21 protein-coding genes are annotated in these 17876 nt (G+C 60.2%); 14 read left to right on the plus strand and 7 right to left on the minus strand.

All coding sequences use genetic code 11. The features are described 5' to 3' along the window. The first annotated feature begins 3 nt into the window (after positions 1 to 3). On the plus strand, positions 4 to 900 hold the full coding sequence (locus tag AB7951_RS13120; protein ID WP_120289614.1) for a hydroxymethylglutaryl-CoA lyase: 897 nt from the start codon (positions 4 to 6) through the stop codon (positions 898 to 900). A gap of 27 nt (positions 901 to 927) precedes the next feature. Here the strand turns inward: AB7951_RS13120 and dctP are convergent, their stop codons facing one another. Further along, entirely contained in the window at positions 928 to 1950 is a 1023-nt protein-coding gene (dctP, locus tag AB7951_RS13125; protein ID WP_120289616.1) for a TRAP transporter substrate-binding protein DctP, read from the minus strand. 250 nt (positions 1951 to 2200) lie between these two features. Between dctP and AB7951_RS13130 the strand changes: the two genes are divergently transcribed. Both AB7951_RS13130 and AB7951_RS13135 read left to right on the plus strand, forming a co-directional pair. Then, positions 2201 to 2443: a pentapeptide MXKDX repeat protein gene (locus AB7951_RS13130; protein ID WP_120290317.1), complete on the plus strand. Its 243-nt coding sequence runs from the start codon at positions 2201 to 2203 to the stop codon at positions 2441 to 2443. A gap of 125 nt (positions 2444 to 2568) precedes the next feature. Then, complete coding sequence (locus AB7951_RS13135) at positions 2569 to 3057, plus strand: cupin domain-containing protein (protein ID WP_147421638.1); 489 nt, start codon at positions 2569 to 2571, stop codon at positions 3055 to 3057. A 57-nt stretch (positions 3058 to 3114) separates the two neighbouring features. Here the strand turns inward: AB7951_RS13135 and AB7951_RS13140 are convergent, their stop codons facing one another. Continuing rightward, positions 3115 to 3456, minus strand: a complete 342-nt coding sequence (locus tag AB7951_RS13140) for a DUF6481 family protein (protein ID WP_089264260.1) — start codon at positions 3454 to 3456, stop codon at positions 3115 to 3117. 309 nt (positions 3457 to 3765) lie between these two features. Between AB7951_RS13140 and AB7951_RS13145 the strand changes: the two genes are divergently transcribed. The 3 genes from AB7951_RS13145 (at position 3766) to AB7951_RS13155 (ending at position 4881) form a co-directional block, all read left to right on the plus strand. Next, positions 3766 to 3927 (plus strand): hypothetical protein, encoded by a 162-nt coding sequence (locus AB7951_RS13145; protein WP_199712063.1) that lies wholly within the window; start codon positions 3766 to 3768, stop codon positions 3925 to 3927. 137 nt (positions 3928 to 4064) lie between these two features. Continuing rightward, on the plus strand, positions 4065 to 4244 hold the full coding sequence (locus AB7951_RS13150) for a hypothetical protein (protein WP_089264262.1): 180 nt from the start codon (positions 4065 to 4067) through the stop codon (positions 4242 to 4244). Between the two features lie 136 nt (positions 4245 to 4380). Next, entirely contained in the window at positions 4381 to 4881 is a 501-nt protein-coding gene (locus AB7951_RS13155) for an FKBP-type peptidyl-prolyl cis-trans isomerase (protein WP_199712064.1), read from the plus strand. A 15-nt stretch (positions 4882 to 4896) separates the two neighbouring features. Here the strand turns inward: AB7951_RS13155 and AB7951_RS13160 are convergent, their stop codons facing one another. Both AB7951_RS13160 and AB7951_RS13165 read right to left on the minus strand, forming a co-directional pair. Beyond that, on the minus strand, positions 4897 to 5832 hold the full coding sequence (locus AB7951_RS13160) for a TRAP transporter substrate-binding protein (protein WP_158596796.1): 936 nt from the start codon (positions 5830 to 5832) through the stop codon (positions 4897 to 4899). A gap of 124 nt (positions 5833 to 5956) precedes the next feature. Beyond that, positions 5957 to 6847 carry an FkbM family methyltransferase gene (locus AB7951_RS13165; protein ID WP_120289625.1) on the minus strand — a complete coding sequence of 297 codons (891 nt, stop codon included), beginning with the start codon at positions 6845 to 6847 and terminating at the stop codon, positions 5957 to 5959. A 118-nt stretch (positions 6848 to 6965) separates the two neighbouring features. On the opposite strand from AB7951_RS13165, the gene AB7951_RS13170 reads away from it, so the two are divergent. After that, positions 6966 to 7109, plus strand: coding sequence for a hypothetical protein (locus tag AB7951_RS13170; RefSeq protein WP_170849670.1), 144 nt, complete (start codon positions 6966 to 6968; stop codon positions 7107 to 7109). A 6-nt stretch (positions 7110 to 7115) separates the two neighbouring features. Here the strand turns inward: AB7951_RS13170 and AB7951_RS13175 are convergent, their stop codons facing one another. After that, positions 7116 to 7544, minus strand: a complete 429-nt coding sequence (locus AB7951_RS13175) for a DUF1801 domain-containing protein (protein ID WP_120289627.1) — start codon at positions 7542 to 7544, stop codon at positions 7116 to 7118. Positions 7545 to 7929: 385 nt separating this feature from the next. On the opposite strand from AB7951_RS13175, the gene AB7951_RS13180 reads away from it, so the two are divergent. From AB7951_RS13180 to AB7951_RS13205, 6 genes are all read left to right on the plus strand, one after another. Next, a complete protein-coding gene (locus AB7951_RS13180; protein ID WP_120289629.1) occupies positions 7930 to 9018 on the plus strand; it encodes a hypothetical protein in 1089 nt (362 codons plus the stop codon). Between the two features lie 40 nt (positions 9019 to 9058). Next, entirely contained in the window at positions 9059 to 11833 is a 2775-nt protein-coding gene (locus AB7951_RS13185; RefSeq protein WP_120289631.1) for a molybdopterin cofactor-binding domain-containing protein, read from the plus strand. Next, positions 11830 to 12360 (plus strand): (2Fe-2S)-binding protein, encoded by a 531-nt coding sequence (locus AB7951_RS13190; protein WP_089264269.1) that lies wholly within the window; start codon positions 11830 to 11832, stop codon positions 12358 to 12360. Before AB7951_RS13185 ends, AB7951_RS13190 begins: the two co-directional genes overlap by 4 nt. Beyond that, a complete protein-coding gene (locus AB7951_RS13195) occupies positions 12357 to 12971 on the plus strand; it encodes an Isoquinoline 1-oxidoreductase subunit (protein ID WP_120289633.1) in 615 nt (204 codons plus the stop codon). Before AB7951_RS13190 ends, AB7951_RS13195 begins: the two co-directional genes overlap by 4 nt. Before the next feature lie 135 nt (positions 12972 to 13106). Further along, on the plus strand, positions 13107 to 13283 hold the full coding sequence (locus tag AB7951_RS13200) for a hypothetical protein (protein WP_158596797.1): 177 nt from the start codon (positions 13107 to 13109) through the stop codon (positions 13281 to 13283). A gap of 66 nt (positions 13284 to 13349) precedes the next feature. After that, positions 13350 to 13703 (plus strand): response regulator, encoded by a 354-nt coding sequence (locus AB7951_RS13205; protein WP_120289635.1) that lies wholly within the window; start codon positions 13350 to 13352, stop codon positions 13701 to 13703. Positions 13704 to 13766: 63 nt separating this feature from the next. Here the strand turns inward: AB7951_RS13205 and AB7951_RS13210 are convergent, their stop codons facing one another. Beyond that, the gene (locus AB7951_RS13210; protein WP_120289637.1) at positions 13767 to 14096 is read right to left on the minus strand and encodes a hypothetical protein; all 330 of its coding nucleotides are present in this window, start codon (positions 14094 to 14096) and stop codon (positions 13767 to 13769) included. Between the two features lie 151 nt (positions 14097 to 14247). Here AB7951_RS13210 and AB7951_RS13215 point away from each other — a divergent pair, with 151 nt between their 5' ends. After that, positions 14248 to 14562, plus strand: coding sequence for a hypothetical protein (locus AB7951_RS13215; protein ID WP_244628519.1), 315 nt, complete (start codon positions 14248 to 14250; stop codon positions 14560 to 14562). 1202 nt (positions 14563 to 15764) lie between these two features. Here AB7951_RS13215 and AB7951_RS13220 read toward each other — a convergent pair. Next, positions 15765 to 17672, minus strand: a complete 1908-nt coding sequence (locus tag AB7951_RS13220; RefSeq protein ID WP_093758530.1) for a hybrid sensor histidine kinase/response regulator — start codon at positions 17670 to 17672, stop codon at positions 15765 to 15767. Positions 17673 to 17876: the final 204 nt, after the last annotated feature.

Below are 17876 nucleotides of genomic sequence, written 5' to 3' on the forward strand. Positions count from 1 at the left end.
AGCATGAGTGATCAGGTTCGTATCGTCGAGGTCGGCCCGCGCGACGGTTTGCAGAATGAAAAGACGCCGGTGTCGGTCGAGGACCGCATCGCCTTTGTAAAGGCGCTGGTCGGGGCTGGCCTGCATACGGTTGAGGTCGGCTCGTTCGTGTCGCCCAAGGCGATCCCCAAAATGATGGGTTCGGATCAGGTATTTCTCGGCCTGCGCGATTTGCCCGGTGAATTCCATGTGCTGGTGCCGAACGAGAAGGGCTATGAGGGCGCGAAGGCGGTCGGCGCGAAAGTCATCGCGGTGTTCGCCTCGGCCTCGGAAGGCTTTTCGCGTGCCAACATCAATTGCTCGGTCGCCGAATCCATCGAGCGCTTCAAGCCGGTGATCGAGCGCGCCAAGGCCGACGGCATCCGCGTGCGCGGTTACGTGTCCTGCGTTCTCGGTTGTCCCTATGACGGCGACGTCGCGCCGCAGGCGGTCGTCGATGTCTCGAAGACGCTATTTGATCTCGGCTGCTACGAAGTCTCACTCGGCGACACGATCGGTGTCGGGACGCCGTCGAAGGCGCGGCAGATGCTGCGCGCCGTTGCTGGCTCGGTTCCCATGCCGAAGCTCGCGATGCACTTCCACGACACTTATGGTCAGGCGCTGGCCAATCTCTATGCCGGGATGGAAGAAGGCTGTCGCGTTGTCGACAGCGCTGCCGGCGGTCTCGGCGGCTGTCCCTACGCGCCTGGTGCGACCGGCAATGTCGGTACCGAAGATGTGGTCTACATGCTGGAAGGCATGGGGATTGCCACAGGCGTCGATATGAACAAGCTGCTCGCTGCGACTAACACCATCAGTGCTCTGATCGGCCGCCCGCCGGTCAGCCGTGTCGCTTCGGCACTCAACGCGAAGACGCGCTGAGAGCCAGCTGGCGGACGACAGGATAGGTCAGGCCGGAACGTCCAGCGCGAGCTTGAGGAGGTTCGCGGTGACCGGCGTCTTGGCGACATAGTCCTTCCACGCCGTATCGCGCGCGATATCGCGCCACTTGCCGACGGTCGCAGCGTCGAGCGCGCTGACCTGGGCGCCGGCCTTCTCATAGACCCTGGACACTTCGACATCGTCTTGCTGCGCGCCCGCCTTGCCGAAGGCTTCCATCTCGGCGCCGACCGAGACCAGAATATCCTGGTGTGCTTTCGGCAATTTGTCGAACACAGTCTTGGACATCATCAGCGGCTCAAGCATGAACCAGTAGGACGCACCCGCGCCGGAGGTCAGATGCTTGGCGACTTCGCTCAGCTTGAATGAGATGAGGCTGGTCGATGAGGTGATGCCGGCATCGCAGGCGCCGCTCTTCATCGCCGCGTAAATTTCGTTGGACGGCATTGAGAGCACGCGTGCGCCGGCAGTCTGCAACATCATGTTCATCTCGCGCGAACCGCCGCGTACCGTGAGACCCTTGGCGTCCTCAGGAACAACCAGCGGGCGCGAGCGGCTAGCCACACCGCCGGCCTGCCAGACCCAGGTCAGCAGCACGATGCCCTTGTCGGCGAGAATGTCGCTCAGTGCCTTGCCGATCGGCAGGTTCTTCCAGCGCAAGCCCTGATCGTAGGTCGAGACCAGACCGGGCATTAGACCGATATTCGCTTCCGGCAATTCATTGCCGGCATAAGGCAAGGGATAAAGGCTGAGATCGAGAGTCCCTTTGCGCATGGCGGAAAATTGCGCATCTGCCTTGATCAGCGACGAATCCGGATAAACCTCGGCAACGAGGTCGCCGCCACTCTGCTTGGCGATGGCGGCGGCGAAAGTCCGGACCAGACGGTCGCGGAAGTCGCCGTTATCGATGGTGCCGCCGGGAAACTGGTGCGAGATCTTCAGTGTAGTCGCTGCCTGCGCCGTATTGATGCCGCAACGGAGGATCGCAGGCACGGCGAGGGCCGATCCAAGGATGTGGCGGCGAGTCAGCATGCGTAACTCCTGAAAGTGTTCGTCTGGTGCCGGGCGGGACAAAATGCGCCCGCGTCCTGTTGCTCCGTCACCGCGCGTCCCTTCGTTTATACAATCCGAACCGGCGGGCAAGTGATGTTGCGTCGCACGCAATGGCTATCGGATGCATCATCAAGACTTTTTTGATGCGACGTAACAAACCGCGACCTCGGTACGTCTGGTTCATAGCGACAGACGTCGCGCTTCAGAAATGGATCCGAGGAAAAACATCATGACCATCTCCACCAGGTTTGCGCTCGGCGTGTCCGCCGCGCTCGTCTCGCTCAGCCTCGCGCTGGCACCTGCCGCCTTCGCTCAAGACAAGATGAGTAAGGATGACGGCATGAAAAAGGACACCATGTCGAAGGGCGACGGTATGAAGAAGGATGCCATGTCTCACGACGGTATGAAGAAGGACGATGGCATGAAGAAAGACGGCATGATGAAGAAGGACGATGGAATGATGAAGAAGTAACGTCTTCACACGCATCGCTGTGACGGGCCCGTCCGCGCGACGGGCTTGTCATGTTGCGCTGCTCGTTGCTGGACCTGAAAACTCGGCATAGCCTCCGCGCACAAGAAAATGCCTGGGAGGCCATGATGAAAAAAGAACGACGCCTCGTCGTTGCGGCGACTTGTCTGATCGCAGCAACACTGTTTCCAAGCGTGACGACATGGAGCGCCACCGATCAGATGGGCTTCGTGCGCATCAATCAGGGCGAGGAAGTCTGGAAGAATCCGTTCGGTGTCGGCGTTGAAGTTGCGACACTTTACGGAGATCCCTCGAAGCAGGGCATCTATGTTCTGCGGATCAAGTGGCCGCCCGGCATCATGAGCAAGCCGCACAAGCATCCGGAAGATCGTCACGTCGTGGTGCTGTCGGGCACCTGGTACACCGGCACGGGCGAAGCCTTCGTGCCCGAAAAGTCGATCCCGATGAAGACCGGCGGCTACATGGTGCATCCCGCCGGTGCGGTGCATTGGGACGGCACACGGGAAGAGGGGGCCGTGATTCAGATCACCGGCTACGGCCCGAGCGGCAACAATTTCGTCAAACCCGACGAGCCGCAATTCGGCAAAACGAACTGACCTCGGACAATCAATTCAGGCAGCGTGCCATCGGATGATGGCACGCTGATCTCGTGCTTATTTACGCTTCTTGCGGGCGGCGTAGCGGGCGTCGCGGGCGGCTTTCTGCTGGGCTTCCAGCGCGGCCTGGGCAAGCGCGGCTTCTTCCTTTTCGCGCGCAGCCTGGGCTACAGCGGCAGCCGCTTCTTCGGCTTCGCGAGCCTTCTGGACGGCCTTCTCAGCGTCGCGGATGGCCTTGGCTTCCGCGCGTGCGACGGCAGCGGCTTCGCGCTCGGCGGCGCGCGCCTTCACGGCAGGATCATCGGGCCCCGGTGCTGCCTTGAATTTGTTCAGAATGTTCTTCTTGGCTTCGATCGCAGCCTTCTGGCGATCCGCGAAGCTGGGTTCCTTAAATGACATGAACGAGGCCTTGTCGCTTTCTTCGGTTTGGGGTGGGTCATTGTCGGGTGCGGCAGCCGGGCAAACACCCAGGCAATGGCCGAAACTCCGCTGCGGTTTACAGCCGACAGCGCGGCAACGCATCAACTATCTGCGATTTACGGCAATCTTACGCATGATTTGCCGGCAAGGAGGCCTGCGCGAGGCTGGGGCGGAGCTTGCGCCGGGGTGATCCGCGTATATCCGCAAATCCCGGGAATCGGGCATGTTTTGGTCATCCGGCGATTTGGAGCGCGCGGAGCAAGCCGCCTGTGCGGCGCGAGGACCGATATGGATGCCCAGAAGACAGCCGTCGATGCCGTGGTCATTCTGACCGGCTGTGATCGCGACATGGTGACCCACTTCATTCGCAGCCTGTATCTGGCGGGCGTTCGCGACCCCAAGCGACTGACTTTCAAAGGGCTGCAATTCGCAGCAGAAGCAGGCGCTTAGCAACATTTGTAGCCAAAATGGCCATGTTGCGGCTTTGCAGCGGCCGTGCTGCTGCCTTGAACCTGCGGTGCCCTCCGGCTGACTGATCAGGAACTTTCCGCGAAACGCGGAGTTCCTGTCGCCATCGGGAGTTATCCATGCAAGCAGCCATCGATCGCGTCATCCGCTCGTTCAGCTTCAAACATCCGGCCTCGCTCGCAGAGCCGATGTCCGACAGTCGCTCGATCCAGGCAAGCGATGAGGCGACAGAGTTGGCGACCCGGTTGCTTGAAAATTACAAGGGTCAGCTGGCCCGACGCAGCTCCAAGCCTGACTGAGGACCGATTCAAGCATCCTCATTGACCGATCTTCATGGATCGCGGCTTCGGGATTCGGCATTGCCGGGACTTGCGTTGCGGTGCGATGACGGGGCATGACTGCGCCGCTCGCAGACCCAACCATCCAGGAGACATGATGCGAAACTCCCAGCGTGCCGTTAGAGCTACGGCCGTCGCGCTCAGTGCGGCCATGATCGTGGCCGTTTCCGACGTCTCCCTTTCTTCCGCCATGGCGCAAGCGCCTCAAAAACAAGCGCCGCAGAAAATGGCGCCAGCCGCAGGAAAAACCATGACCACAGCTTCAGGCCTCAAGATCGAAGACACTACCGTTGGCACCGGCGCCACGCCGGCCAAGGGCCAGACCTGCGTGATGCATTACACCGGCTGGCTCTATGAGAACGGCGTCAAGGGCAAGAAATTCGACTCGTCGGTCGATCGCAACGAGCCGTTCGAATTCCCGATCGGTATGTCGCGGGTCATCAAGGGCTGGGACGAAGGCGTCGCCACCATGAAGGTGGGCGGCAAGCGCACGCTGATCATTCCGCCGGCTCTCGGCTATGGCGCGCGTGGTGCTGGCGGCGTGATCCCGCCCAATGCGACGTTGATCTTCGAGGTTGAACTGCTCGGCGTCAAATAAGCCCGATCAAACGACCTATGCCTGCGCGATCCTGCGCAGCAACGTCCGTGACGCTTCCTCGCCGGCATAGATGTCGGCGAGGGGCGCTGCCTTCGCGATGAAGGGGGCCTTGTCCGGCGTGACAAATGTCACGCCCATCGCTTCGACCTGCAGGCGCGTTTGCGCCTCGAATGCGGTCCACAGCTTGTTCATGTGATGATAGGATAGGGCGGCGGCTTCGCGGATGATCTCCCGCTGTTTCGCCGTCATGCTGTTGAGCCGGCCGGCGCCAACCAGCAGTACATCCGGGATCATGGTGTGTTCGTCGAACGAGTAGTGCGTCGCGACTTCGGCATGTTTGCCGACGATCAGCGCCACCACGCTGTTCTCCGCGCCATCAACGAGTCCCGACTTCAGCGCGACATAGACATTGCTCCATGACAGTTCGATGCCTTCGGCACCGAACAGCTGCATCAGCTTGACCATCGTCTCAGACGGCTGGATGCGGATCTTCATGCCCTTGAGATCGTCGGGATGCAGAATCGGTTTTCGGCCATAGAAGCTGCGTGCGCCGGCATCGTAGAAGGTCAGGCCGGTGAGACCCGCCGATGTGGTTGAGGCCAGAACGTCGCTGCCGATCTCGTTGCTCGTTACTTTCAGCCAATGGGAGCGATCGCGGAACGTGAAAGGCAGGTTGAGAACCTTGTAGGCGGGATGGAAGCGCTCGAGCACGCTGGCGCTGACTTTCAGGAAATCCAGTTTACCGGCCTGTACCTGCGACAGCAGGTCGACTTCCTGACCGAGCTGCCCGTCCGCAAACAGCGCGATGTCGAGTTCGCCCTGCGAACGCTCGCGCGCGAGATCGGCAAAGTGCTGCATGGCCGGGTGGACGGGATGGGTGGTCGGAAGACTATGGGCGAGGCGCATCTTCAGCGGTTCGGCGCGCAGGACTGCAGGGCAGGCGATCGCCATTCCCGCAGTCAGCAAAAGTCGGCGCCGAGAAAGCATTGTCTGCCTCGTGTCCTGGCTGGAATCTGATGCAAGCGTCGGCGCGTCCCCTGCGCCGGACACCATGTTACGTCGGAACCGGAGAAGTTTAAAGTCTGCCGCCAGCTACTTTGGGGCGATTGGCCTGGAGCAGGGCGACATAGCGGTTCTTGGCATCGGGCGCGACGGCACCGCGGCTGGCCAGATGATGCACGCAATTCAGCGCCAGATCGAACGAGGCGTAGCAATGATGCGCGATCAGTGCGAGGTGCTTGAGCTGCTCGCTCTCCATCGCCTCGGCCTGGATGAAATCCCGGACATAGACCACGTCGGCCTCGACGAGTTGATTGATGGCAGCAGCAGGGTTGGGGCCCATCATCGGCGCGATCATCTTCTTGTTGATGGCCGCGAACATGTGCGGAATGAAGCCGAGGCTGCGCAGTTCGAGATCGATGTCGCCGAACACCGGCTGCTTCTCATAGAGCGGCACGAAGGAGACTTCGGTCTGAATGGCGACGGCCTTTGCCAGTTTGCTGCGACCGTTCCTGAACACCGACAGTTCGCCACCCTGAATGTCGATCTTCAAGAGATCGATGTGGTCGATCTCGGCGATATCGTCGAGCCGCTGTGTATCGAGCGGGAGCCTGTCGACGACACGTCCGAGCTCGGTAAAATTCGGAAAGTGCGTGAGTGTTTTCGGCTCAGGCTGCAGCAGGCTGGCAAAGCCGATGCCACGGCAGATGTTCAGCGTATGGCTGCCGCCATCGCCGACGGCATAAGGAAGATAGGTCTCAAACGCGCCCTTGCGTGCCTGCAGTTGCGCCAATGCCTGCGGATGCGGATCGAAACCGGTAACGCGGCAAAGTCCGCTTTGCAGCATCGGCTTGTAGGGCGGGTCGCCATCGATGGGATTGGCGCCGATATCGACGACATCGGTCATCCGTGCTGGCTGGAGCAGCGCGGATAAACCATCATCGTTGCGTCGAATCGCGCTGTGCATGCGTACCTTTCCTGCGAATGGTGCGACAATGCGTGCTTCAGCGAGCCTGATCTGTGTGTCAGAACGTCGCGCGACAATTCGGACGGTCTGGGCGCTTGCGCCGAAAATGGGGGATGGAATGAAGCACGAACAGAGAGACGACACCGCGCGCCGCCGCCCCATCCATCATTCGCCGCTGTTCTGGATCGGCGTGGTTCTGTGCCTGGCCGCTATCGTCATCTATGTGATGTCTTACGACCTGTCATGGCCGGTCGCCAGATAACGACGCTCACACTTTCTTTGGCTTCTTCTTTGTCGAGGTGTTCAGCGCCACCGCAGCGCGGATGAGCGCCTTCAGCGCCTTTTCATCCAGCTTGTCGCCCTCGTGAATATCGATAGCCCGCCGGGTGTTGCCGTCGAGGCTGGAGTTGAACAGGCCTGACGGGTCATCGAGCGATGCGCCCTTCGCGAAGGTCATCTTCACGACCGCCTTATAGGTCTCGCCGGTGCAGATGATGCCCGCGTATTCCCAGACCGGAACGCCGCGCCACTTCCATTCCTCGACCACGTCCGGGACAGCCTGCTTGATGACCTTTCGGACGCGAGCGAGCATCTCGCCGCGCCAGTCACCCAGCTCCTTGATCTTCGTGTCGATCTGCGCGGAGGGAGAACCTGCCTCGTTGATCTCCGTCGATGTGCTGGACGTCTTTTTTGCCATGCGCTCCCCCTCAGACGTCCGGCGCCATATAGCCGTGTTGGTGGTGCTTATCTACGTGTCGTGAAAATAACCCCGGCCTGTTTCCGGCGTCCAGCCTTCCACCACAGGCGGACGAGAAATCGCTGCGTATTGCGTATTCCGGATCGCGAACCAATTCCGGTGTCACTAAATTGCGTATAGCCTTGAGTCACCGGCGCTTTGCGTGATTCGTAGCGTTTTTCTTATCCAGTTCAGTCGCGTTCGAGAGCATTCCGCCCGTCACGGCGTGTTTGCTGTCGTCAACTATGTCGCGACCATTTCTGCTGAATGGAAAGGCAGATTTTTAAGATGTGCTGCGTTAGTCGTGACAGTAGCAGTCGCCAAGATGACTCGGAGGAGTCCGGATATGACGTATCGCCACGCTGTCGCTCTCGCAGCTGTCCTGTTGGGGGGCGTCGGCGCCGCCCATGCCCAGACGCTGCCATCCTATATGGCGCCGATTTCCGGGCTCACCGCGACAACGCCTGCCGAGACCGCCACCAAGGACATGCTCGCGCTCAACACCGGCATGTTCGAGCTTTACGGCGACGCAGCGAAAGTCTTCCGCACCAATATTCTAGCCAAGCATCCCGTGATCCTCGGTCTGTTCTCCGGCGCCGGCGGCAAATTCACGCTGTACCAGCCCGGCAAACCGCCGCTCGATGCGCCCTCGGTGCCCATCGTCTATCAGCTGCTGAAGTCGGTCGGCCACAGCACCATGGCACTGGCCGAGGTGGTCGGCCCCTACGTCAACAATCCCGACAACAAATCCTGGCTCGGTTCGATGAAGGCCTATCGCAGCCGCATGCAGTCGGCGCTGGATGGCCTCGATCTCACGCCCATGCAGGCTGACTGGCGCGACAACAACCGTACCATCCTGCAGAACAACCTGGCTTTCATGGACGAGTGCATCGCCAAGGGCGTCATCCCCTTCGACACGCTGGAGACATTTGGCAAGAAGCAGGCGCCGTTCCTTGCGAAGAACGTGACGTGGGCCGCGCAGACCCAGGTCAATCACTGGATGACCGTGCTCGGCGACTGGAAGAAGATGCTGGGTCCCGATTGGGACAAGGCCTATGCCGCGAGCAACACGATTTACGTGGCACGGCAGAACAACGTGCTGTTCAGCGTGCTGGCACAGTTCTTCCCGCCGGAAGCCATCAATGATCGCCTGCTGCTGATCGAGACGGTGTCGTTCACCACCACGCAGGCCGATATGCTGGAGTCGCTGACGCGCATCATCGCGGATCGCTCCGTGGGGTCGCTGTTCTTCGGCAACTATCACCTGATGGATTATGAATTGATGGGGGGCGACGCCCGCGCGGCCATCATCGCCGAGAGCGCCAAGCGCGGCATGACGCCGTTCCTACCGCCCGTGGTGCCGTTCGGCTCGAACCAGTGGCCGACGCTGATCACGACTGGACCGGGGCCAGCCACCATCGCCGATCTCAAGTAATCGGCGCAGCTGCGGACGGCTGTCGATCAGGGGTGGAAGCATGCGGACTTCGCGTCGCGAGTTCATGAAATGGGTGTCGGCGGGCGGTATTTCGCTCAGCCTGTCGCATCTGGCTGCGGCGGAGCCGGTGGCGTTCCCGGCACGCGAGACACTGCCGGGGCGGGGCAAGTTGAATCCCGCTATCGGCGGTGTCGGTCGTGTCGATGGCGTCGCCAAGGTCACCGGCTCGAAACTCTATGCGTCGGATTTCCGGGCGAATGACCTGCCGGGCTGGCCGGCCAAGACCTCGCACGCGATTTTGGTGCGCGCGCCCGATGCCACTCATGTTTATCTTGGCATGGACCTCGCGCGGCTGAGCGGCGGGCTGAAGCCTACGGTGATCGTCACCGCGGTGGATCTCGCCAGGATCAACATCCGCGTTCCCGCCTATTATGAAGGCGATCTGTTCTGTCCCGTCGGCAAGACGCCGCTCTATATGGGCCAGCCTGTTGCGCTGCTGATCTTTGAGCAGTTCGACACCTATGACCGCGCGCGGATGGCCTTGCGCGATGGTACCTTCGTGCAGTTTGGCGAGGAGACCGGCCCGATCGTAATGCCGAATTATGCGGCGTATCGTTTCACCCGCGTTGCCGGCGCCACGCCCGATGCGCCCGATGTCTACTCGCCGGTCCTTGCCGGCTGGGTCACGCCCGGCCGTACCCAGGCGTCCGCGCTGCCGGTATGGTCCTCGACCGCGCACAAGAACGAGGCCGGTTACGAGAAGGCTGCGGTCTATGGCGACCAGATCCGTGCCGAAATCGCCGCCAGCGAGTCTTCGGCTCTGGTGCTGGACCGCACCTTCGATACGCAGTCTGTCGATCCGATGTTTATGGAGCCGGAATGCGGGCTGGGCTGGTACAGCGCAAAAGACAAGGCGCTCGAACTGGTGCTGGGCGTGCAGTCGCCCTATGAAGCGACGGAATCAATCGCGTTTCTGCTTGGCGAAACCAAGGCGCCGTTCAAGCCGAGTGCGATCAACGCGCAATTCGCCTATGTGGGGGGCGGTTTCGGCGGCCGCGACCATACGCCATTCATTTTCTATGTGACGCTGGCGGCGATATTCTTTCCGGACCGTCCGGTGCGGCTGGCGCACGATCGGTATCAGCAATTTCAGGCTGGCATCAAACGCCACGCCATCAAGATGCGCTCGCGCATGTCGGTCGATCGCGCCTCTGGCAAGATCACGGCCTTCGCCGCCGATCACGTGCTCGATGGCGGTGGTCTCGCCAATTTCTCGGCCAATGTCGCCACCTGCGCGGCAACGGCCGCAATTGGTATCTATGACGTGCCGAAGGTCGATGTGACGACTGTGGCAGAGCATACCCGCGGCGTGACCGCGGGCTCGATGCGCGGCTACGGTTCGCTGCAGACCATGACCGCGCTCGAAGTTCTGATCGACGAGGCGGCGCTTGCGCTGAAGCTCGATCCCATCGACTTCCGGCGACGCAATGCCCTGAAGCAGGATGGCCGCACCATGACCGGCAATCCCTATATCGTCTCGGTGCGGAGCCTAGAGGTTCTCGACAAGCTCGAGCAGCACGCGATCTGGCGGCAACGAGCTGCAGAGAAGGCGCGCGCGGCCAGTGGCATACTGGTCGGCACCGGCGTCGCCTGTGTGACCAAGGACTACGGCACCGGCGGCGATAGTTCTAACGGTCGCGTTGAACTCAGCCCCGACGGCAGGATCGCGATTTTCTGCGACCATGTCGAGATGGGCAACGGCATCGGCACGGCGCTGGCCAATCGCGTCGCATTGCATCTCGGCAGCATCGCTGACGAGGTGGCGGTGTCGCAGGTCGGCGTGTTCGATGCGCTGGAGCTGGTGACCTCCGGCGATTGCTACACCATGGACCAGAAGACCCAGGACAAGGCCGAGAAGGATCCGCGCTGGGTGCCGTCGATCAGTTCGGCCACGTCAGCCTCCATCGGCGCCCATGTCGGTACCCATGCCGCGGCGGAAGCTGCGCGGGTGATCTTCCGCTTCGGTCTGTGGCCGGCGGCGCTCGCGCTATGGAATATCGGCCCGCGCGATCCTCGCGCCAAGGACTTTGCCAAGGCGCAGTGGAAGGGCGGACAGCTCACGATGGCGGGCCTGCCGTCGCTGCCGTTGGACAAACTCGCCGCCGCGGCCCATGCACGCAATCTGGTCACCGGCGCCGTGGCGCACGGGTTCTCGCGCTGGTCGTGGGCACGCGCACGTTTCCCCATTAACGGCGAGCAGTATCGCGCCGAGATCGACGGGCTCGCGCTGCGTCGTGGCGCCGGCAAATTCACGCGCATCAACCGTGCCAGCGTGTTGTTCCCGCCAACCGATAACAACCGGATGGGCACGGCCTATACAGCGGCATGCGGTGCAACAGTCCGGGTCGAGATCGAGAAAGCGACCGGCGTGCTGCGCATCGCCAAAGCCTATACCGCATTCGAATGCGGGCAGGCGCTGGTGCCGGAGGTCGTGATTGGCCAGGCACAAGGCGGCTTCGCCATGGGCGTCGGTTATGCACTTTTGGAAACGCTGCCGCCGTTTGAGGGCGGACCCGGCAACGGGCAATGGAATCTCGGTCAATATCTGGTGGCCAGGGGATCAGACCTGTCGCTGCGCGACGTCGAGATTGAGCTGATGCCGCCGCTGACACCGGACGAATTGCCGAAGGGCATGGCCGAGGTAGTGATGATCCCTATCGTGCCGGCATTGCTCAACGCCATCCATGACGCCATCGGTCACCGCTTCGCGGCGCTGCCGGTGACACAGGCCATGCTCAAGGGAGCGCTCGCGTGACGACATTGGGCATCACCATCAACGGACAGGTCCATGCGCCCACCGAGGTGCGCGACGATCTCTCCATGAACGACTTCCTGCGCGAATATCTGGGCATGACCGGCACCAAATTCGGCTGCGGCGCCGCGCAGTGCCTAAGCTGTGTCGTGATCGTCGACGAGCCCGACGGCACCTGCCACACCAATCCGACCTGCGTGACCTCGGCGGCAAGCTTCCACGGCAAGACCATCCGCACGGTCGAGGGCCACGCCAAGAACGGCGAGCTGTCGCCGTTGCAGAAGGCCTTCATCAGGCATTTCGCGTTCCAGTGCGGTTACTGTACCGCCGGTTTTCTCAATGAAGGGCAGGTGCTGCTCGAGCAACTGGCCAGGACGCCTGTGCCGCGCGCGGGCCTTGAAGAGAGGATCGCCGAGGCGCTTGACGGGCATCTGTGTCGCTGCACCGGCTACTTCAAGTATCATGAGGCCGTGCTCGATGTGATCCTCAGCGACGCGAAGCGCTATCTCATTCAGGAGCCGCGCGGATGAGAGCCGAGACACGCGTCAAAACTCTGGTTGTCGTCGCGACGCTCGGGATGAGCATGCTCACGGCCTATGCGGCCGGGCAGGGCGCGTCAAAAGGGCTGGCGAGCCCGGAGAGTTTCAATGGCATCGCCGATACCAGTGCGCGCTCCGCGGCGATCTTTACCGAACTCGGCAAGGTGTTGACGCATCCGCGCTGCGTGAACTGCCATCCCGCCGGCGACATGCCGCGGCAGGGCGATGCGCGCCGTTTGCATCAGCCGCCGGTGACGCGTGGGTCCGATGGCCACGGCACCGCGGCGATGCGCTGCAACTCCTGTCACAAGGATGCCAATTTCGAACCCGGCCGCATCCCCGGTCATCACGAATGGCACCTCGCGCCGCGCGAGATGGCATGGGAAGGCAAGACCGTCGCCGAGATCTGCGCGCAGATCAAAGATCCCGCACGCAATGGCGGCCGCAAGGTCGAGGATCTCATCGACCACATCGGCAAGGATACGCTGGTCGGCTGGGCCTGGGCGCCTGGTTACGGACGTACGCCTGCGCCGGGCACACAGGCCGAGGCGGGCGCTCTCGTGGAAGCATGGGCGAAGACCGGCGCGGCCTGTCCGGGCTGATGCCACGACGCCATTTCTGACCCAGTCCCGTTTGTCTCTGTAGACTGGCCCGGCGCCAACAGATTGTATGTTCGTTACGCGGGAACTCTCTGAACAGAAATCCATTATCCGGTCTGAAAAAACCGGAGCTGTGTCATGAAGCAAGTGCCCGACGCTGAAGAAAACCGCCGGCTGGGGAAAATCCAGTCTGACAAGGCTGGCAAGCTCCCCGAGGGCGATGCCAAGCAGGCTCGCTTGAAGAAAGCTCGAGACTACGAAGCGGATGCTCGTTCGAGGGCTTGGCGGGACTCCAATCTCAAGTCTCCGAAGTAATGATCGGGAACGATTGTACGCTAACTAACTTAGGAGGAGTGCCATGTTGGCTCTCGAGGTTTCGGAATGCCGACAGTGCTGGTTGTTGAGGATGAAGCCCTCATTCGGGATTTGATCAGCGAAGAATTGGTCGAATCAGGCTTCGATGTTTTGCAGGTCAGCGACGCCAATCAGGCAATTGCCGTCCTAGAGGCCCGCCAGGATATCCACCTCGTATTCACGGATATCGATATGCCCGGCTCCATGGATGGCCTCAAGCTAGCTGCTGCTGTTCGTGACAGGTGGCCACCGATCCACATCATTATCACAACTGGGAAAGCGAGGCCCATGACGATTCCGGCCAACGCGCTTTTCATTCCGAAGCCCTACCTGACCACGGCGGTGATATCTGCGATGCGGACGTTCGAGAACATGCGTTAGGTGGCTGGCGTCGGCAATTCGATTCCGGTACCGCGCGTCTGCTGCGCTGGTGGAAGCCTCTGCCTAAATCATACGGATAACCTTCTCGGCATCCGTATAAGCCTCTTCTTCTGATGGGAAATCCTCAGACGTGACAACGCTTTTCAATGCAACGCCATTCATGGTCAGGACGGCTCCATCTTTGCGGGAAATAGCTGCACGCCAGAATCCTGGCCGTCGCTGGTAAGCGAGAATGGAGAACTGAGCTTTATTTGCCATTGTAATGTTCGGCGCCTCAAAGGCGGCCGTGTCAAGGCCGGCAAATTTGGCGAAGTCGCGCGCGCCGCAGCTGGGCTTGATGTGAGCTAAGTGAACTCTCCTAAGGGCATATGATTGTGCGGAAAAGCGACGCATCTGGCGTGTCGCCTCAGGCTCTTTATCAAGAAGGTATCCGCGGCCTCAGTTTCCGAGTGAGTTCGGAACTTGGCGTCATCGGGCCGGTTAAGGCAAAGGCCGGCATCCTCGCAAGGCCGTCGCTATGCCGACCTAACCAAAGGAGAGGCAGATGAAAGTAACACGCCAAGTTGTACTAGTTTGTGCAGCCACGCTGGGTCTCGGTAGCGCGTCGGTCCAAGCGGGTCCATGCAACACCAGCAAAACGACTGAAATGCGCGACGCTGGTTCGGGCCCGACTCCAGGCAACACCGGCTCGACTGTCGGTGCAAATTCCAAAACTGATCAGCACCCGCCGACGAGCGCCATGAACCAGCAGTCCGGGAATATTCCTGCTTCATCTGAGGACGCCCAGAAGCAAATGCAAGGGAAGCCAACTGCGGCGCAGCAGGCCGACGGGGCGAAGGCTCAAGGCAGCGACTGCTGATGTTCATGACGAACCGGCCTTCAGCACGCGGGGCATTCATCGCTTAGGCTGTCGAGCACGTTCTACTCTTGCCTAAGAACGTGCAGTGTTCCGCGAGCGACAGAGCGTAATCTACTTGGTACTGTGTCGCGGCCGCGTGTAACCGGCTCGTCGCATGACGCGATCGCTTGGGCTTCCATCAGTAAATCGGCCGCCGGCATTCCAGGCCATGGTCAGACCTTCTCGCCTGAAATCTATCCGCTCGAGGGCTCGTCGGGATCCCCTCCGTTCAAGTGCAGTCCAGCGCGTTCCTCAACCTGCCAAGCTTCTTCCTGGTATTTCGCCGCCAAAGCATTCAGCCGATCTGATACTGACCGAAATCCGACGAATTTGGCGAACTCTTTGCACCTTCGAGACATGGCCCTCAGTTGAACTGCTGTTGCGATCGCTTTTCGTTGGAGCTTTGTGGGAGCCATCGATGTCCTAGGTTTCACCGCGCGACAAACACTCCACTATTTCGCAAAACAGCGGGCGCGTTGAACCAACGACAAGAAGATGAGTGTAGTTCCCTGAGACAAAGTATCGCAAGGCCGGCGAAGAGCGGGCCTATTGATATCGGGCCATCAGCTTTCGCGTGCTAGTTCGAAAGATGCGGCGCAGCTCGCATTGATACGCGAATAAAAGTTCCAGCGTTGCCGAAATGAAAGACCTAGCGTGACGCGTGAATGTGAGAAGGTTCAGCAGCATCTGGCAGAGCTGGCTGGTTACAGTCAACGTGATGGTCGCTGATCAAATCAAGCGCCCGATGCTTCCACCTTTCGGCTTCGGCTAGAAATTTCCAACTTTCCTCGGGAAAAAACGAGGCGCGCTGTCGACACATGCTCTCCATTGCTCGTGCATGTAGAAGCTCTTTCATCGCTTCCTCCCCACTTCAGAACAGACCTCATTCTGCGCTCCACAAATCAGACGTAAAGAGCCTCGGAGAAATAAATCGCCCGAAATACCGTAAGGGATCTGCATCGGGAGCGCTGCTTCCGTGCCTGTATGCGATCAATCTCAGTAATCGAATATCGTTCCGAGCCGAATCCGGCGCCCTAGGTCGCTCTGCGGCGCAACAAATTCGCGGTTGTGAAGGAGGTCACCTCCGAAACCGGTTTGGCACAGAAAGCGGTGCCAGAGCCGGCCCGACCGGCGCGCTTCACATGGATGGTCAGAGGATGCTGTCAAGCGACACTGCTGCGAGCTGTCTCTAATGCATTGCTGAGCTCGTGAAGCTCATAGGGTTTGCGCAATAGCAGAAACTCTGAACCTGATTTTCGGGAGGCGTCACTGTAGCCCGTCGCAAGCACCACCGGCATGTGCGGGTGACTCCGTCTGAGATTGCGAGCGAGGCCGAGACCATCCAACTTTCCCGGCATCACAATATCACTAAATACAATGTCGATGCCGTCGCGTTCAATCTCGCGCATTGCAGATTCTGCGTCCGTTACCCATTTCACGCGATATCCCAGCTCTTCCAAAAGAACGGTGCTGGAGGTTGCGACATCTGGATTGTCTTCAACGAGAAGAACGGTGCCGGCGCCTTCGGCCAGAACCTCTGCTTCATGCACGCCAGCATGGCCCTCTCCGCGCGGGAGCCGAATGACGATTTCCGTGCCTGCGCCGAGCTTGCTTTTGATTTCTACACTGCCGCCAGCCTGGTTGACAAAGCCATGGACTTGCGAGAGCCCCAATCCCGTTCCCTTGCCGACAGGCTTGGTCGTGAAAAAGGGATCGAACACCTTCGCAATGACATCCTCAGGAATACCAGCGCCGGTATCGATCACTTTGATATTCACATGCTCGCCTATATCTTCTCCGTCCGCGACACGATGATTTTCTGCTGTGATCGTCAACGTGCCCCCGTCGGGCATGGCATCACGAGAATTGATGCCGAGATTGATGATTGCGGTCTCGAGCTCGGTCGGATCCGCGAAGACCGGCCAGACTCCGGCGGGTACGGAGATTTCGAGCTTTATCGCGCTGCCTAGGACTGTGGCCAAGACTTCGCGTACAGCTTGCACAGTCTCTCCAACGTCAAGCAGCACCGGGTCGACTTGTTGGCGCCGCGCAAAAGTCAGCAGTTGGCGCGTCAGTGCCGCCCCGCGGCGAACGCTCGCCTCTATCGCTTCTGCTGCCTTGACCACGCGAGGGTCGATGGCGTGGCGCTTGATAAGCCGAGCGTTACCGGTAACCGCCATAAGCAGGTTATTAAAATCATGTGCCACTCCACCGGTCAGCTGACCGAGCGCATCCATCTTCTGTGATTCAGCCAGCTGCCTTTGCATATTTTCAAGTTGCTGCGCCGCCAGCCGTCGTTCCGTGATGTCGCGCGTAATCTTGGCAAAGCCGATCAACTCGCCTGCATCATTGCGGACGGGATCGATGACCACACTCGCCCAGAAAAACGTGCCGTCTTTGCGAACGCGTAAGCCTTCCTCCTCGTAACGGCCGTTCTTACGGGCAGTCTCCAGAGCACGCGCCGGCTTTCCCGCTTCGCGATCACCAGGGGTGTAAAATCGCGAGAAGTGCTGTCCGATAATTTCTTCGGGAAGATAGCCCTTGATTCGCTGGCCGCCCAAGTTCCAGCTGGTGATCCGACCTTCCGGATCAAGCATATACAAAGCGTAGTCGGTGACATTTCCCACCAGCAGGCGAAAATGGTTCTCGCTCTCGTTTAATGCGACGCGCGCCTGCATCCGCTCGGTGATGTCCCGAGTGATTTTCGCGAAACCGACAAGCACACCATCTTCATAAATGGCATCAATGACAACGGAAGCGAAAAATCGCGAACCGTCCTTACGCATCCGCCAGCCTTCCGCTTCGAAGCGTTTGTCCCGCCGCGCGGCCTCTAGCGCAGCAGCGGGAAGTCCGGCTTCGCGATCCTCCGGGGGGTAGAAAACCGAAAAATGCTGACCCACGATTTCATCTGCGGAATATCCTTTGATCTTCTCGGCGCCTGTATTCCAATTTGACACAATGCCGTTCAGGTCCAGCAGATAGATCGCATAATCTGTGACGCCTTGAACGAGGAGCCGAAAGGCGCGCTCGCTTTCGAAAAGACCGCGTCCAGCGTTATTTGTCTCTGCCATCGTTCACTTCCCGCGAAACTACTAACGCGTGTCCGGTTTGGCGGTGCCCACAAGGCTGCACCGCTGTCGGCACGGCGACGGAGAGATCCGCAGGGTCTTCAGCGTAAGCCGTCATGCGCGGGACACAAGAAGACAGTTTTTGGCGGAGGCGGAACTAACGAAGTGCCAAGGAGTTAAGCGTTGTTTAGGCGAAGCCAACGCGGC

The organism is Tardiphaga sp. 285_C5_N1_2 (assembly GCF_052076065.1).
GTDB lineage: Bacteria > Pseudomonadota > Alphaproteobacteria > Rhizobiales > Xanthobacteraceae > Tardiphaga > Tardiphaga robiniae.